Origin of the sequence: Streptomyces scabichelini, assembly GCF_011045015.1 — a bacterium.
GTDB classification, from domain to species: domain Bacteria; phylum Actinomycetota; class Actinomycetes; order Streptomycetales; family Streptomycetaceae; genus Streptomyces; species Streptomyces scabichelini.
In genome coordinates this window covers 1-15,483 of sequence record NZ_JAAKZY010000234.1, presented here as the reverse complement: position 1 = coordinate 15,483, position 15,483 = coordinate 1, and the positions used below count along the sequence as shown (strand labels likewise).

The window sequence follows — 15,483 nt, the reverse complement described above, 5'->3', positions numbered from 1 at the left end:
CCCGTCATCACCCTGTCATCACCCCGTCCCCTTCCCCCGGCACGCCCCGAGGAGTTCCGTCATGCCCAGAATCAGTCCCGTACGCCTCGCCGTCGCGGTCACCGCGCTCGCCCTGACCGCCACGGCCTGCACCGGTTCCAGCACGTCCGGCGCGACCGACGACGCCAGCAAGCCGTCCACCATCACCTTCTGGCACCCCTGGAGCGCGCCCAGCGAGGTCAAGGCGATCGAGGCGAACGTCGCGGCCTTCGAGAAGGCGCATCCCAACATCAACGTCAAGATCGTCGGCAACGTCGACGCGGACAAGGTGAACCAGGCGCTGCGCGCGGGCGGTTCGAACGCACCGGACGTGGTGGCCTCGCCGGAGACGAGCAACGTCGGCAAGTTCTGTTCGTCCGGCGTCTTCGCCGACCTCGATCCCTTCCTGAAGAAGTCGAAGATCGACACCGCGAAGACCTTCCCGAAGCCCATGCTGGACTACACCCAGTTCGAGGGGACGCGCTGCGCGCTGCCGCTGCTCGGCGACGCGTACGGCCTCTACTACAACAAGACGGCGTTCGAGAAGGCCGGCATCACGTCGCCGCCCAAGACGCTCTCCGAGTTCAAGGCCGCCGCGATCAAGCTGACCAAGACGAAGGGCGACAGCTACTCGCAGCTGGGCTTCATGCCGAACTTCCACGGCTACGAGGTCACCGTGCCGCACCTCGCTGCGCAGTGGAGCCCCGAGTACTTCACCGCCGACGGCAAGTCGAACGTCGCCAAGGACCCGGCCTTCAAGGAGCTGCTGACCTGGCAGCAGGACATGGTCAAGTCGCTCGGCGGCTTCAAGAAGCTGGAGAAGTACCGCTCCACCTTCGGTGACGAGTGGTCGGCCCAGAACCCGCTGCACACCGGGCAGATCGCCATGAACATCGACGGTGAGTGGCGCGGCGGGATGATGAAGGACGCGGGCGTGGACTTCGAGGTGGGGGTCGCGCCGTTCCCGGTCCCCGACGACCAGGCGGACACGTACGGCAAGGGCTTCCTGACCGGCACGATCATCGGCGTCGCCTCCACCAGCAGCAAGCAGAACGCCGCCTGGGAGCTGACGAAGTACATGACCACCGACACCGACGCGGTCGTCTCCTTCGCCAACGCCATCAACAACGTCCCCTCCACCTTCGAGGCGCTGAAGTCCCCGAAGCTGGAGAACGACGCGACGATGCAGGCCTTCGTGAAGATCGCCGAGAACCCGAACAGCAGCACGGCGCCCGCCGCGGTCAACGGCAGCGCCTACCAGGAGACGCTCCAGAACCTCGCGTACGACTACGAGTCCGGCAAGGTGAAGGACCTGGACGCCGGGCTTGCGAAGGTGGCCGGGCAGATCGACACCGACATCGCCAAGGCGAAGTAGCCCCATGACGATCCTGCACGGCCACTCGGCGGCGCTTCGCTCGAAGCGCCGCCGGGAGGGGCTGCGTACGCTGGCGTTCCTCTCCCCCTGGCTCATCGGTTTCAGCGTCTTCTTCGTCTATCCGCTGCTGTCGACCGTCTACTTCTCCTTCATGAAGTACGACGGCTTCAAGCCGCCCACCTTCAACGGGCTGACCAACTGGACGTACGTCTTCACGGACTATCCGTTCTTCTGGGCCGCGATGCGCAACACCCTGTGGCTCGTGGTGTTCATGGTGGCGGCCCGGGTCGTCTTCGGGCTCGGCGTCGGGCTGCTGATCACGAAGATCAAGACGGGTGCGGGCGTGTTCCGTACCTTCTTCTATCTGCCGTATCTCGCCCCGCCCGTGGCGGCGACCCTCGCCTTCGCCTTTCTGCTCAATCCCGGCACCGGCCCGGTCAACCAGGTGCTCGGCGACCTGGGGCTGCCGACGCCGGGCTGGTTCAACGACCCGACCTGGTCCAAGCCGGCGCTGACCCTGCTCGCGCTGTGGGGCATCGGCGACCTCATGGTCATCTTCATGGCGGCACTGCTCGACGTGCCCAAGGAGCAGTACGAGGCGGCCGAACTGGACGGCGCGGGCGCCTGGAAGCAGTTCCGCTTCGTCACCCTGCCGAACATCCAGCCCATCGTGCTGTTCGCCGTGGTCACCGGCGTGATCCAGACCATGCAGTACTACACACAGCCCCTCATCGCCGGTAAGACGGCCAGCGGTGTCATCGGCGCCGGGGCCGGCCAGATCTACGAGCCCGGCTATCCGGGGAAGTCCACGCTGACCCTCCCCCAGCTCATCTACAGCCTGGGCTTCCAGCGCTTCGACACCGGCTCCGCCTGTGTGGTCGCGCTCGTTCTCTTCGCTCTGTCCATGGCGTTCACCGCGCTGCTGATGCGCCGCCGCGGCGGCCTGATCACGGTGGAGGACTGATCCCGTATGACCGACACCGTCACCGCACGTCCCCCGTCCGCACCCGCACGCGGCCCGCTCGGCACGGCCGACCGGAGCCCGGCGGCCCGTACCGCCCGCCGCAAGGCACTGCTGCACTGGATCGCCGTGCACTGCCTGGGCATCGCCGCCGCGCTGTTCTTCGTCATGCCGTTCGTGTTCATCCTGCTCACGTCCCTGATGGACGATCGGCAGGCGCTGACCAGCGCCCTGTGGCCGAGGTCCTGGAACTGGGACAACTACGCGAACGTCTGGAACGCCCCCGGGTTCCTCACCTGGTGGCGCAACACCCTGATGTACGCGGGTCTCGGCACCCTCTTCACCGTCGTGTCGAGCGTCCCGGTGGCCTACGCCCTGGCCAAGTTCCGCTTCCGCGGGCGCCGGCTCGCGATGATGCTCGTGATCTCCGCGATGATGCTGCCGCCGCAGGTGATCATCGTGCCGATGTACCTGTTCTGGGCCAAGCAGATGCACATGACCGGCTCGCTGTGGCCGCTGATCATCCCGATGGCCTTCGGCGACGCGTTCAGCATCTTCCTGCTGCGCCAGTTCCTGCTGACCATCCCCGACGAGTACCTGGACGCGGCGAAGGTCGACGGCTGCGGCGAGCTGCGCACCCTGCTGCGCATCGTGATACCGCTGGCCAAGCCGGGCATCGCCGCCGTCGCGTTGTTCCAGTTCTTCTACTGCTGGAACGACTACTTCGGCCCGCAGATCTACGCGAGCGACAATCCGGCGGCCTGGACGCTCAGTTACGGCCTCGAGTCGTTCAAGGACAACCACCATACGAACTGGAATCTGACCATGGCCGCGACCCTGCTCGTCATGGCCCCCGTGATCCTCGTGTTCTTCTTCGCGCAGAAGGCGTTCATCGAGGGTGTCACGCTGACCGGAGTGAAGGGCTGATCCGACCATGAAACTGGCAGTAGTGGGCGGGGGTTCCACCTACACCCCCGAACTCATCGACGGCTTCGCCCGGTTGCGGGACACCCTGCCGGTCGAGGAGCTGATGCTCGTCGACCCGGCGGCCGAACGGCTCGAGCTGGTCGGCGGGCTGGCCCGGCGCATCTTCGCCAAGCAGGGGCACGGCGGACGGATCGTCACGACCTCCGACCTGGACGCGGGCATCGACGGCGCCGACGCCGTCCTGCTCCAGCTCCGGGTCGGCGGGCAGGCCGCCCGTCAGCAGGACGAGACGTGGCCCCTGGAGTGCGGCTGCGTCGGCCAGGAGACGACCGGCGCGGGCGGTCTCGCCAAGGCGCTGCGTACGGTGCCGGTGGTGCTGGACATCGCGGAGCGCGTCCGGCGGACGAATCCGGGCGCCTGGATCGTCGACTTCACCAACCCGGTGGGCATCGTGACCCGCGCCCTGCTCCAGGCCGGTCACAAAGCGGTCGGACTGTGCAATGTGGCGATCGGATTCCAGCGGAAGTTCGCCGGTCTGCTCGGGGTCGCGCCCGTCGACATCCATCTCGATCATGTCGGGCTCAACCACCTCACCTGGGAGACGGGTGTGCGGCTCGGCGGCCCCGAGGGCGAGAACGTCCTGCCCAAGCTGCTGGCCGAGCACGGCGACGCCGTCGCCGCCGACATCCGCCTGCCCCGCGACGTCCTCGACCGGCTCGGCGTCGTGCCCTCCTACTACCTGCGCTACTTCTACGCGCACGACGAAGTCGTACGAGAGCAGCGGACGAAGCCCTCGCGGGCCGCCGAAGTCGCGGAGATGGAACGGCAGTTGCTGACGATGTACGGCGACCCGGAGCTCGCCGAGAAGCCGGCGCTGCTCGCCGAGCGGGGCGGGGCGTACTACTCGGAAGCGGCCGTCGACCTCGCGGCCTCGCTGCTCGGCGGAGGAGGAAGCCCGTACCAGGTCGTCAACACCTACAACAAGGGCACGCTGCCCTTCCTGCCCGACGACGCCGTCATCGAAGTGCAGTCGGCCGTCGGGAGGTCAGGGCCCCTTCCGCTGCCGGTGCCGTCGGTGGATCCGCTGTACGCGGGTCTGATGGCGAACGTCACCGCGTACGAGGAACTGGCGCTTCAGGCCGCGCTGCACGGTGGCCGCGACCGGGTGTTCCGGGCGCTGCTCGCGCATCCCCTGGTGGGCCAGTACGCGTACGCCGACACCCTCACCGACCAGTTGATCGCGCACAACCGGGAGCACCTCGCGTGGGCATGACCGCAGGTGTTCTCGCCGTCGATGCCGGGAACAGCAAGACCGACGTCGCCGTCGTCGCCCGGGACGGCCGGGTGCTCGCCGAGGCGCGCGCGGGCGGGTTCCGGCCGCCCGTGGTCGGGGTGCGGCAGGCCGTGGACATGCTGGCCGGAGCTGTCGACCAGGCCTTCGCCGAGGCGGGCGTCAGCTCGGTGGCCCATGTCTCGGCGTGCCTCGCCAATGCCGATCTCCCCGTCGAGGAGGAACAGTTGGCCGCCGCCCTGCACGCGCGCGCGTGGGGCACGAGTGTGGAGGTGCGCAACGACACCTTCGCGATCCTGCGGGCCGGGGTCGCCGAACCGCGCGGGGTGGCCGTGGTGTGCGGCGCGGGCATCAACTGCGTCGGTATGCGGCCCGACGGGCGCATCGCCCGCTTCCCCGCGATCGGCCGCCTCTCCGGTGACTGGGGCGGCGGCGGTGGACTCGCCGAGGAGGCCATCTGGCACGCGGCGCGCGCCGCGGACGGCCGCGGCGGCCCGACCGCGCTGGCCCGCGTCCTGCCCGGCCACTTCGGCCTCGACTCCATGTACGCACTCATCGAGGCCGTGCACCTGAAGCACATCGCGTACGAACGGCGCCACGAGCTGACGCCGCTCCTGTTCGCCACGGCGGCGAACGGCGATCCGGTGGCCCGCGCGCTCGTCGAGCGGATGGCGGACGAGGTGGTGACCATGGCGGCCGTCGCCCTGTCCCGCCTCGACCTGCTGGACGAGGAGACCCCGGTGCTGCTCGGCGGCAGCATCCTGGCGGCCCGGCACCCCCAACTCGACGACCGCGTGCGGGAACTGCTGGCCGAGCGCGCCCCCAAGGCCGTACCCCAGGTGGTCACCGCGAGCCCCGTCCTGGGGTCCGCGCTGCTCGGCCTCGACCACGTGGGGGCGCCCGACGAGGTGCACGCGCGCGTGCGGGCACATTACGAGGGCGGGCACAGGGAACCGTAGGGATCTGGATGGCGTATTCATGATTGCGCCGCGGTACGAAATCCATGATTGCGCTGCGGTACGAATTGCACTGCGATACGAACAAGATCCAGTCAAGGCCTGTGCGGATGTCGGTCCCGGCGGCGATACTTGCGGCCGTGCACGTCTTCCCGTGCGTCCTGACGCACGGGCGCACGTGACGGACGGATGACCATGGGGGAGGTCAAGTGACATACACGCCGAACGGCGGCTCGGCACCACCGGGCGCAGGACCGCCCACGATGCCCGCCGTGCCGCCGCAGCCCGGGCCGCCGGCCGTGCCGCAGCCGGCGCCGCCCGCCGCGCAGGTCAGGCCGGCCGGGCCCGACGCCGCGCCCCCGCGCCGTACGGCCTGGGCGGAGGGCGTCGACCAGCTGCGCACCGCGGCGACGACCGAGCCGGGGCGGCTGCGCATCATCGGCGCCGTCCTGGCCGTCCTCGTCGTCGCGTTCGGCGCGGTGACGGCCTGGCAGATGAACGACCGCTCGGCCGCCGCCGACGACGTGCTGAGCAGCAGTCAGCCGCTGAGCGCCGACGCCGCGCTCATCTACCGCTCGCTCGCCGACGCCAACACCGCGGCCTCCAGCGGCTTCCTCGCGGGCGGCCAGGAGACGGCCGAGTCCCGCAAGAGGTACGAGGACGGAATCAGCACGGCCGCGGACAGGCTGGTCAACGCGGCGGCCAACTCCGAGCCGGGCTCCAGGTCGGCGGAGACCATCACCCGGCTGAACACGCGGCTGCCCGAGTACAAGGGCCTGGTCGAGCGCGCCCGGTCCAACAACCGTCAGGGCTACCCGCTCGGCGGCGCCTATCTGCGCTACGCCAACGCGAAGATGCAGGTGATGCTCAAGGACGCCGAGGATCTCTACAAGATGGAGAACCAGCGGCTGCGCTCCGACTACGACGCCGCGACGCCCTACCCGTGGATCGCGATCGGTGTCGGCGTCGTCGCGATCGGCGGGCTCGTCTGGGCCCAGCGGCGCAACTACCGGCGGACGAACCGCGTGTTGAACCACGGCCTGGTCGCCGCCACCGCCGCCTCCACGGTGGTGCTCCTGTGGCTGGTCGTCGGCCACAGCGTCGCCCGGGCGGGACTGAACGACTCGTACGACCACGGGGTACGGTCGCTGAACGTGCTGAACGACGCCCGTATCGCCTCCCTCAAGGCCCGCGGCAACGAGACCCTGACGCTGGTCAGCCGGGGCGCCGAGACCAAGGTGGTCGACGGCAAGACCGTGGACGTGTACGACGACGCGTACAAGACGCAGATGAAGGGCCTCTCCACGAAGCTGGCCGCCGCCCAGGCTCTCGCCGACGACGGCGCCGGGGAGAGCCCGGTGAAGGGCGCGACGGCCAACATGGAGGTCTGGCAGGACCGGCACAAGGAAGCCCGCGCCGAGGACGACTCGGGCAACTACCAGGGTGCGCTCGACAAGGTGATCGGCTCCAATGACAAGAAGCCGACGGCCGAGTGCTTCGACAACGTGGACACCGATCTGGAGAAGGCGCTCACCCACGAGCAGGACGAGTTCGAGCTGGCGGCCGAGGACGGCAAGGGCGCGATGACCGGCCTTCCGGTGGGCGCCGCGGTGCTCGCGGTCCTGGGCGCCTCGGGTGCGGTGCTCGGCGTCGGGCGCCGACTGTCGGAGTACCGGTGAGAGGGGGCATGACGATGAACGCACGACGTGTGCGGACCGCGCTGAAGGGCTGGGGCGGCGTGGGCGCGATGGCGGTCGTCTGCGCCCTGACGGCGGTCTTCGCGCTGGTGCTGCCGCTGGCCCAGTCCCGCGGGGACGGCAGCACGGGCACCGGCGGCCAGGGCATGGCCAAGGGCGTGCAGACCAAGGCCGAGGAGTGCCCCGCCCCGCAGAACCAGAGCCTGGCCCCGTCAGGCGACCAGAACGGCGCGACGGTCCAGGCCATCCAGAAGCGCGGCTACCTGTCCGTCGGCGTCGACCAGAACAGCTTCCGCTGGGGCTACCGCGACCCGAACAGCTCCTCGGAGAAGGTCGAGCTGGAGGGCTTCGACATCGATCTCGCGCACGAGATCGCGGACAAGATCCTCGGCGACCCGAACGCGATCCGCTTCCACGCCATCCCGACCAACCAGCGCGTCCCGGCGATCCAGCGCGGCGACGTCGACATGGTCGTCCGCACGATGACGATCACCTGCAAGCGGCTCGAGGAAGTGGCCTTCTCCTCGCCGTACTTCGAGACCGGCCAGCAGGTCCTGGCCCCGAAGACGTCGGACATCACGGGGTACGACGACTCGCTCGCGAACAAGAAGATCTGCTCGGCGACGGGCTCCACGGCCTGGGAGAAACTGGACGCGGACAAGAAGGCCGGCAAGCTCGTCGCCTCCGCCGACATCAAGACCACCGTGCCCAACCAACTCGACTGCCTCGTACGGCTCCAGCTCGGCGAGGTCGACGCCGTGGTGACCGACGGCGCGCTCGCCGCGAGCCAGGCCGCGCAGGACCCGACGGTCGAGCTCAAGGGCGAGCCGTTCACGGAGGAGTACTACGGCGTGGCGATGAAGAAGGGCGCCGACGATCTGGTACGCCGGGTCAACCAGGTCCTGGTGGACTACCGCAAGGACGGCTGGCAGAAGTCGTACGACGCATGGCTCAAGGCGAGCCTCGGCGCATCGTCGGGACCGCCCGCGGTCACCTACCAGTAGCCGAAGCCCGAAGCCCGAACAGCGGAAGCCGAACACAGAAGCCGGATACCAGAAGCCGAATACCAGCAGCCAACCTGATACGACTGGAGAGTTGCCCGGGCGCGGGGGGTACGCGCGCAGGGAACGACTGAGAGCGAGAGGTGATCGATGGGCGCCGCGGGACCCTCCGGGCCGGTAATGGACCGGGACGAGGTGGACCGTGCGCTGGCGCGGCTCGGCGCGGAGCACGAGGCCATCGAGACCTCGCTCCTCGCCCTCCAGGACCACGCGGGCCGCAGACTCCTCGAAGGCGCCCAGCTCACTGGTACGACCCAGGAGCGCTGGACGGCGGCCGAGGCGTCGATCTCACTGCTGTGGACGTACTTCGACGCGTACGCGGACGCGCTGCGCTCCGCGCGTGACGTGCGCTCCCGCAGACGCTGGCCGAACCGCGACGACCTGGTGGAGCTGACGGAGCTGCTGCGCGGCGAGAGCGTCACGGTGGCCGGCAGCGCCGCCGCCACGGCCTCCGCGCCCACCATGGCCGGCACGGGAAAGCTCAGCGAACGCTTCACCCTCGCCGAACTCGTCGAGCGCATGAACGAGTTGTACGCGCAGTCCCTCGACATGGTCGTGGCGGCCGACGCCGTGTGGTCGGCGCTGCCCGCCCGGATCGATCTGCTGGCCGCGGAGTTGCAGCGCACCCGCCAGCTCGCGCACTCCGTGGGCGTACGCCCCGGGGAGCACCCGGCGGGCGACGACCTGGAGCGGATCACGCGCACGCTGACAACCCTGCGTGAGCAGGTGGTGTCCGACCCGCTGGCCTTCTGGGTGCCCGCGCAGGGCAGTTCGGCGCCGGGCGGCGGCCGGCCGGACACCACGCGCTACGACCGGGAGGCGCGCGCGCTCGACGATGTGCGCCGCGAGATCGACGCGGTGCTGAGTGTGCGGCAGGACGCGGAGGCGCGGCTGGTGAAGCTGCGGGACGTGCTCTCGCGCGCGGACCGCACGCTGGCCGAGGCGCGCTCCGCGCGCGGTGAGGTGCTGGCGAAGATCGCCGCCTCCGAGGTGCCCGCGGTCAGCGGCCCGCCGACCGCGCTGCAGGAGCAGCTGGCGACGGCCGCCGAATACCGCAGACACGCCCAGTGGCACCGCCTCTCGCCGCTCCTCGAGGCACTGGAGGAGAAGGCCGAGGACGAACTGCTCAGAGCGCGCGAGTCGTTGACGGCCGTCACTGCTCCACTGGCGGTCCGCGCGGAGCTGCGCGGCCGCCTCGACGCGTACAAGGCGAAGGTCGCCCGGCACGGCCTCGCCGAGGACCCGCTGCTCGTGGAGCGCTACGACGCGGCGCGCCGCATGCTGTGGAGCGCGCCCTGCGATCTGCGCGTGGCGGAACAGGCGGTGCTGCGCTACCAGCACGCGGCCGCCGACTTGCTGGTGCCCAAGGTCCCCGGCCAAGGCGGACCACAGGACCGGAGGGGGCCCTCGCGTGAGCGATAAGGGGGATGCAGGGTGAGTGAGCAGAACGTGAGCGAACAGAACGCGAGCGAACGGAATCAGTGCCAGCGCCCCGGCTGCCCGGGGTCGTACGAGGACGTGGGCGGCGGCGAGCTGTACTGCGACACCTGCGGTCTGGCGCCGGTCGTCTCCCCTAGCGGCATGGTCGGCTCCCCGCCGACCGGGATCACGGCGGGCGGCAAGGGCTCGCGCGGCTCCGGCAGCGCCAGTTCGCGCTCCAGTTCCCGGTCGTCCTCGCGCTCGTCCCGCTCCTCGCAGTCCCGGCGCTCGGTGTCGGGGCGTCTGTCGCGCTCGGTGTCGGGGCGGTCGAGCCGTTCGGTGTCGGTGCGCAGCTCGGGCAAGACGGCCGGGTCCTCCGGCCGCGGCCGGCTGGGCGTCGGCCTGGTCGCCGTCCCGGACGTGCCGCGCCCCGATCCGCGCGAGATGGTCCAGGAGAACCCGGAGGTGCCCGAGCGCAAGCGGTTCTGCTCGCGCTCCGACTGCGGGGCGCCGGTGGGGCGCGCGCGGGGCGACCGGCCGGGGCGTACCGAGGGTTTCTGCACCAAGTGCGGCCACCCGTACTCGTTCATGCCGAAGCTGCGCGCGGGCGATGTCGTGCACGGCCAGTACGAGGTCGTGGGCTGCCTCGCGCACGGCGGGCTCGGCTGGGTCTACCTCGCCGTGGACCGCGCGGTGTCCGACCGCTGGGTGGTGCTCAAGGGCCTGCTCGACACGGGCGACCAGGACGCGATGGCGGCCGCGATATCCGAGCGCCGCTTCCTGGCCGAGATCGAGCACTCCAACATCGTGCGCATCTACAACTTCGTCGAGCACCTCGACCAGCGCACGGGCTCCCTCGACGGCTACATCGTCATGGAGTACGTCGGCGGCAAGTCGCTGAAGGAGATCGCCAACGAGCGTCGGGCGCCGACCGGGAAGCGGGATCCGCTGCCGGTGGAGCAGGCGTGCGCGTACGGCATCGAGGCGCTCGAGGCGCTCGGGCATCTGCACAGCCGCAACCTGCTGTACTGCGACTTCAAGGTCGACAACGCGATCCAGACCGAGGACCAGCTCAAGCTGATCGACATGGGTGCGGTGCGCAGGATGGACGACGACGAGTCGGCCATCTACGGCACGGTCGGCTACCAGGCGCCGGAGGTCGCCGAGGTCGGCCCGTCGGTCGCCTCCGACCTCTACACCGTCGCCCGTACGCTCGCCGTGCTGACCTTCGACTTCCAGGGCTACACGAACGTGTTCGTGGACTCCCTGCCCGACCCCGACAACATCGAGGTCTTCCGCCAGTACGAGTCGTTCTACCGGCTCCTCGTGCGCGCCACCGACCCCGACCCGGCCCGCCGCTTCGCCTCCGCGCAGGAGATGGCCGAGCAGCTGACGGGCGTGCTGCGCGAGGTCGTGGCGCTGCAGACGGGTCGGCCCCGCCCCTCGCTGTCCACGCTCTTCGGGCCCGAACTCAAGGTCACGGACACGGAGTTGTTCGGACGCCTTGACGGCGACGTGTCGCGGCTCGGGGTACGGGCGGTGCCGGTGGGACGGCGGCGCCGGGGGCTTGTCGGGGCCAACGGAGGCCGGGCGCCGGTCGCGGGCAACGGCGGTGCGGCCGTTTCTTCAGGCACCGGAGGTGCCGCGCTGTCCGGCGGCGGAGCCGCCACTGCTCTCGGCGGCGGAGGCGCCGCGCTGGTGGGCGCCGGAGCCGTCAACGCTCTCGGCGCCCAAGGCGCGGGGCAGGCTGGCGGCGCAGCCGCCGGTGCCACCCTGCCCCACAGCGCGGCCGGTGCGCTCGCACCGCCGCCGACCGCCCTGGTCAAGCCCGTCCAGAGCGCGGCCAGCGCACTCGCGCTGCCGGTTCCCCGGGTCGACCCCGGCGACCCGAACGCCGGTTTCCTCGCGGGCCTGATGGCGTCCGCGCCCTCGGAGCTGATCACCGCGCTGCACGCGGCGCCCACCGGCTCCCTGGAGCTGCGGCTGCGCGAGCTGCGGGCCCGCCTGGAGATGGGCGAACTCGACAGCGGCACCAGGACACTCCAGGCCCTGGAGGCGGACCATCCCGACGACTGGCGGGTGGTCTGGTACCGGGGCGTCGCGGCGCTCGCGACCGGCGACCACGAGGTCGCGGCGCTGTCCTTCGACGCGATCTACGACGCGTTCCCCGGCGAGCCCGCCCCCAAGCTGGCCCTCGGCCTGTGCGCGGAGGTCCTCGGCCAGCTGGACAACGCCGCCGAGTACTACCGCCTCGTGTGGACGACCGACCCGAGCTATGTGAGCGCCGCGTTCGGCCTGGCCCGCGTACAGCTCGCGGCGGGCGACCGCCGGGGTGCCGTACGGACCCTGGAGTCGGTGCCGGAGGCGTCGATCCACTACACGGCGGCCCGCGTCGCCGCCGTACGGGCGCGGCTGCGCCATCGTGCGAACGAGGCGCTCGACGCGCCGTTCCTCGACGACCTCACCGCGGCGGCGGGACAGATCGAGGCCCTGGACGGATACGGTCTCGACGCGGTCCGCCGCGAGCAGTTGTCCACAGAGGTCCTTGGCTGTGCCCTGGACTGGGTACTCTCCGGTAGCCAGGGTTCCGCGCCACCGACTACCGGAGCGCGGACCGTACTGCTCGGCAGTGACCTGGACGAGCGAGGCCTCCGTTTCGGTCTGGAGCGCTCGTACCGCACACTGGCCCGGCTCGCCCAGGGTGGCGAGGAGAGGATCGATCTGGTGGAGCGCGCCAACCGCTACCGCCCCCGGACGTGGGTGTAATTGATGTCGCAGATGCCCCCGGCGTTGTCGAAGTGCCCCAGCTGCGAGGAGCCGCTGGAGTCCGGCGACCGCTTCTGCGGTGCGTGCGGGTACGACCTGTCGGCCGTGCCCGCACCGCCCGACGACAGCCCCACGATGACCATGAACGGCACGGCGCCGCACCCCCCTTCGGCCGCCGCGCCCGTGAGCTGGCCGGTCGCCCCCGAGGTGGACAGCTCCGACATGCCCGCCCCGCTCCACGTGCCGACGGAGATCCAGGGCACCGACTCGGCGGGGTCCGAACTCCCGGCGGAGGTACCGGGCGTACGGTTCGACGGGCCTCCGGAGCCCGACGAGTACCCCTTGCAGGCGCCCGATCCGCGGACGGCCGACTTCGCGACTCCTGCCGCGGGCACCAAGATGTGCGTGGCCTGCCGCGCGGGCCAGGTCGACCAGGACGGCTACTGCGAGAACTGCGGCCACGCACAACCACGTGAACGGGACCACATGGAACAGGAGTTGGACGCCGTCTCCGCGGTCAGCGACCGGGGACTGCGCCACCACCGCAACGAGGACGCGTTCGCGATCTCCTCGACCGCGCTGCCCGACGGCTCCCCCGCGGTCATCGCGATCGTCTGCGACGGCGTGTCCTCGGCGACGCGCCCCGACGAAGCCTCCCTCGCCGCCTCCCGCGCCGCCAACGAGTCGCTCCTGGACGCCCTGCCCCGCGGCACCCATCCGCAGCAGGCCATGCACGACGCGATCGTCGCCGCCTCCAATGCGGTCAACTCGCTGGCGGCAGTGGTTCCTTCGGGCGAGCACACCCCGCATCAGAACGCGCCGGCCTGCACCCTCGTCGGCGCCATCGTCACCCCCACCCTGCTGATCGTCGGCTGGGTCGGCGACAGCCGCGCCTACTGGGTCCCCGTGGACCGCACCTCCCCCGCGGCCCGGCTCACCGAGGACGACTCCTGGGCCGCGCAGATGGTCGCCGCGGGCCTGATGAACGAAGCGGAGGCGTACGCGGACGAGCGCGCCCACGCCATCACCGGCTGGCTAGGGGCGGATGCGTACGAACTGGAGCCGCACACCGCTTCCTTCAAACCGGACCGGCCGGGTGTAGTGGTGGTGTGCACCGACGGGCTGTGGAACTACGCGGAGGCGGCCGAGGAGATGGCCCAGGTCATCCCGCACGACGCCGCCAGCCGGCCGCTGCACAGCGCCCAGGTTCTGGTCGGCCACGCCCTGGACGGCGGGGGCCACGACAACGTAACAGTGGCCGTCCTGCCGTTCCCGGCCCCGCCGCAGGGGGCAGGATCGGCCTGAGGACCGACGGAAAGCGGTCTCAAGGGCCGGGCAGGAACGGCCGCGGACCGGAGGGGACTGGTCCGCTCACCGATTTGTCCCACGATTCGTGGGAGTCCTGAGGGGGAGCAAAGTAGGCATGGCCAATTTCTCGAAGTCGAACGTGCCGCAGTTCTCGGTGGACGTGTACCAGAACGAGTACCTGCCGGAAGGCGGCCGCGAGGTCAACGCGATCGTGACGGTGACCTCGACCGGTGGCGGCACCGTCGGCAGTGCGGTCGCCGCGCCGCACCTCTACACGCCGGGCCAGGGCCCGGACGCGGCCGTGGCGATCATGGTCGACTGTTCGGGCTCGATGGACTACCCGCCGACCAAGATGCGTGGCGCCCGGGACGCGACGGCCGCCGCCATCGACGCCGTACGCGACGGGGTGCACTTCGCGGTGATCGGCGGCACGCACGTGGCCAAGGAGGTCTACCCGGGCGGCGGGCAGCTCGCGGTGGCCGATGCGGCCACCCGCGAGCAGGCCAAGCAGGCGCTGCGCAAACTGAGTGCGGGCGGCGGCACGGCGATCGGCACCTGGCTGCGGCTCGCCGACCGCCTGCTGTCCACGGCGGACGTCGCGATCCGGCACGGCATCGTGCTCACCGACGGCCGCAACGAACACGAGTCGGCGGAGGATCTGAAGGCCGCCCTCGACGCCTGCGCGGGGCGCTTCACCTGTGACGCGCGGGGTGTGGGCACCGACTGGGAGGTCAAGGAGGTCACCGGGATCGCGTCCGCGCTGCTCGGCACCGCCGACATCGTCGCCGACCCTGCGGGCCTGTCCGCCGACTTCACGCAGATGATGGAGACGGCCATGGGCAAGGAGGTCGCGGACGTCGCGCTGCGGCTGTGGACGCCGGTGGGCACGTCCATCAAGTTCGTCAAGCAAGTGGCACCCACGGTCGAGGAATTGACGGACCGCCGCACGGAGTCGGGTCCGCGCGCCGGGGACTATCCGACCGGCTCCTGGGGAGACGAGTCCCGTGACTACCACGTGTGCGTGGAAGTGCCGACGGCCGACATCGGCCAGGAGATGCTCGCGGCCCGCGTCTCCCTGGTGATCCCGCAACCCGACGGCACCGCCCAGACGCTGGGCGCGCAGGGGCTCGTACGGGCCGTGTGGACCGACGACATGACGGCGTCCACGTCGATCAACCCGCAGGTCGCGCACTACACGGGCCAGGCCGAACTGGCCCAAGTCATCCAACAGGGCCTGGATGCCCGTAAATCGGGAGATGTCGACGGGGCAACGGCCAAGCTGGGCCGCGCCGTTCAGCTCGCCAGCATCTCCGGAAACGCGGATACGGCGAAACTGCTTGCGAAGGTGGTGGACGTGGTCGACGCCCCGGCAGGTACTGTGCGACTGAAGGCGAAGGTCGAAGAGGCCGACGAGATGACTCTCGAGACACGGTCGACGAAGACTGTTCGTGTAAAGAAATAGGTGGTCCGGCCCCTCCCCGGGGGCCGGAGCGACGAGCCCGGCCCCTGTACCGAGGGGAACGGAGAACTTCGGTCCCTCCGGGGCCGGAACAGGAAAGGGGGAAGCGCCGACATGCCGACCTGCCCGAACGGACACCAGTCGGGTTCCGACGACTGGTGCGAGGTCTGCGGTCACCGCATGGCCGGTGCCGTGCCCCCGCCTCCTCCGCCGCCCCCGGCCGCCGGCTACGGCTATCCGCCGCC

General features: G+C 70.6%; 13 protein-coding genes and 1 pseudogene. 12 read left to right on the top strand and 2 right to left on the bottom strand.

Annotated elements, in window-relative coordinates; translation table 11 throughout:
• Positions 1 to 61 precede the first annotated feature (61 nt).
• From G5C60_RS42605 to G5C60_RS42570, 8 genes are all read left to right on the top strand, one after another.
• Positions 62 to 1,393 (top strand): ABC transporter substrate-binding protein, encoded by a 1,332-nt coding sequence (locus G5C60_RS42605; protein ID WP_165268156.1) that lies wholly within the window; start codon positions 62 to 64, stop codon positions 1,391 to 1,393.
• 4 nt (positions 1,394 to 1,397) lie between these two features.
• Positions 1,398 to 2,357 carry a carbohydrate ABC transporter permease gene (locus tag G5C60_RS42600; RefSeq protein WP_165268154.1) on the top strand — a complete coding sequence of 320 codons (960 nt, stop codon included), beginning with the start codon at positions 1,398 to 1,400 and terminating at the stop codon, positions 2,355 to 2,357.
• A 6-nt stretch (positions 2,358 to 2,363) separates the two neighbouring features.
• Positions 2,364 to 3,281, top strand: coding sequence for a carbohydrate ABC transporter permease (locus G5C60_RS42595; protein WP_165268152.1), 918 nt, complete (start codon positions 2,364 to 2,366; stop codon positions 3,279 to 3,281).
• 7 nt (positions 3,282 to 3,288) lie between these two features.
• Entirely contained in the window at positions 3,289 to 4,554 is a 1,266-nt protein-coding gene (locus G5C60_RS42590; RefSeq protein ID WP_165268150.1) for a 6-phospho-beta-glucosidase, read from the top strand.
• Positions 4,545 to 5,531, top strand: coding sequence for a BadF/BadG/BcrA/BcrD ATPase family protein (locus G5C60_RS42585; protein WP_165268148.1), 987 nt, complete (start codon positions 4,545 to 4,547; stop codon positions 5,529 to 5,531). Before G5C60_RS42590 ends, G5C60_RS42585 begins: the two co-directional genes overlap by 10 nt.
• A 206-nt stretch (positions 5,532 to 5,737) precedes the next feature.
• On the top strand, positions 5,738 to 7,207 hold the full coding sequence (locus G5C60_RS42580; RefSeq protein WP_165268146.1) for a hypothetical protein: 1,470 nt from the start codon (positions 5,738 to 5,740) through the stop codon (positions 7,205 to 7,207).
• Positions 7,208 to 7,221: 14 nt separating this feature from the next.
• Positions 7,222 to 8,229 carry a glutamate ABC transporter substrate-binding protein gene (locus G5C60_RS42575; RefSeq protein ID WP_165268144.1) on the top strand — a complete coding sequence of 336 codons (1,008 nt, stop codon included), beginning with the start codon at positions 7,222 to 7,224 and terminating at the stop codon, positions 8,227 to 8,229.
• 147 nt (positions 8,230 to 8,376) lie between these two features.
• A complete protein-coding gene (locus G5C60_RS42570) occupies positions 8,377 to 9,708 on the top strand; it encodes a hypothetical protein (RefSeq protein WP_165268142.1) in 1,332 nt (443 codons plus the stop codon).
• Between the two features lie 56 nt (positions 9,709 to 9,764).
• Here G5C60_RS42570 and G5C60_RS54390 read toward each other — a convergent pair whose 3' ends face one another.
• Entirely contained in the window at positions 9,765 to 10,067 is a 303-nt protein-coding gene (locus G5C60_RS54390; RefSeq protein WP_420907464.1) for a hypothetical protein, read from the bottom strand.
• Between G5C60_RS54390 and G5C60_RS42565 the strand changes: the two genes are divergently transcribed.
• Positions 10,045 to 12,471, top strand: a complete 2,427-nt coding sequence (locus G5C60_RS42565; RefSeq protein WP_420907463.1) for a serine/threonine-protein kinase — start codon at positions 10,045 to 10,047, stop codon at positions 12,469 to 12,471. The genes G5C60_RS54390 and G5C60_RS42565 overlap by 23 nt on opposite strands.
• On the opposite strand, the gene G5C60_RS54465 is transcribed toward G5C60_RS42565, so the two are convergent.
• Positions 12,447 to 12,695 carry a hypothetical protein gene (locus tag G5C60_RS54465; protein ID WP_338146084.1) on the bottom strand — a complete coding sequence of 83 codons (249 nt, stop codon included), beginning with the start codon at positions 12,693 to 12,695 and terminating at the stop codon, positions 12,447 to 12,449. The two genes, G5C60_RS42565 and G5C60_RS54465, sit on opposite strands and share 25 nt — an antisense overlap.
• Between G5C60_RS54465 and G5C60_RS42560 the strand changes: the two genes are divergently transcribed.
• The 3 genes and pseudogenes from G5C60_RS42560 to G5C60_RS52725 all read left to right on the top strand — a co-directional run.
• Positions 12,694 to 13,776, top strand: coding sequence for a protein phosphatase 2C domain-containing protein (locus G5C60_RS42560; protein WP_338146083.1), 1,083 nt, complete (start codon positions 12,694 to 12,696; stop codon positions 13,774 to 13,776). The two genes, G5C60_RS54465 and G5C60_RS42560, sit on opposite strands and share 2 nt — an antisense overlap.
• Positions 13,777 to 13,894: 118 nt before the next feature.
• Positions 13,895 to 15,241: a vWA domain-containing protein gene (locus G5C60_RS42555; RefSeq protein WP_165268136.1), complete on the top strand. Its 1,347-nt coding sequence runs from the start codon at positions 13,895 to 13,897 to the stop codon at positions 15,239 to 15,241.
• A gap of 111 nt (positions 15,242 to 15,352) precedes the next feature.
• Positions 15,353 to 15,483: pseudogene (locus tag G5C60_RS52725) on the top strand (FHA domain-containing protein); the annotation flags it as partial.

What these genes read in the sequence shown, in the direction of transcription:
- G5C60_RS42605 (WP_165268156.1), top strand. Translation starts at nt 62, where the DNA reads ATGCCCAGAATCAGTCCCGTACGCCTCGCCGTCGCGGTCACCGCGCTC.
- G5C60_RS42555 (WP_165268136.1), top strand. Translation starts at nt 13,895, where the DNA reads ATGGCCAATTTCTCGAAGTCGAACGTGCCGCAGTTCTCGGTGGACGTG.
- G5C60_RS54465 (WP_338146084.1), bottom strand. Translation starts at nt 12,695, where the DNA reads ATGTCGGAGCTGTCCACCTCGGGGGCGACCGGCCAGCTCACGGGCGCG.
- G5C60_RS42570 (WP_165268142.1), top strand. Translation starts at nt 8,377, where the DNA reads ATGGGCGCCGCGGGACCCTCCGGGCCGGTAATGGACCGGGACGAGGTG.
- G5C60_RS42600 (WP_165268154.1), top strand. Translation starts at nt 1,398, where the DNA reads ATGACGATCCTGCACGGCCACTCGGCGGCGCTTCGCTCGAAGCGCCGC.
- G5C60_RS42575 (WP_165268144.1), top strand. Translation starts at nt 7,222, where the DNA reads ATGAACGCACGACGTGTGCGGACCGCGCTGAAGGGCTGGGGCGGCGTG.
- G5C60_RS42560 (WP_338146083.1), top strand. Translation starts at nt 12,694, where the DNA reads ATGCCCGCCCCGCTCCACGTGCCGACGGAGATCCAGGGCACCGACTCG.
- G5C60_RS42595 (WP_165268152.1), top strand. Translation starts at nt 2,364, where the DNA reads ATGACCGACACCGTCACCGCACGTCCCCCGTCCGCACCCGCACGCGGC.
- G5C60_RS42590 (WP_165268150.1), top strand. Translation starts at nt 3,289, where the DNA reads ATGAAACTGGCAGTAGTGGGCGGGGGTTCCACCTACACCCCCGAACTC.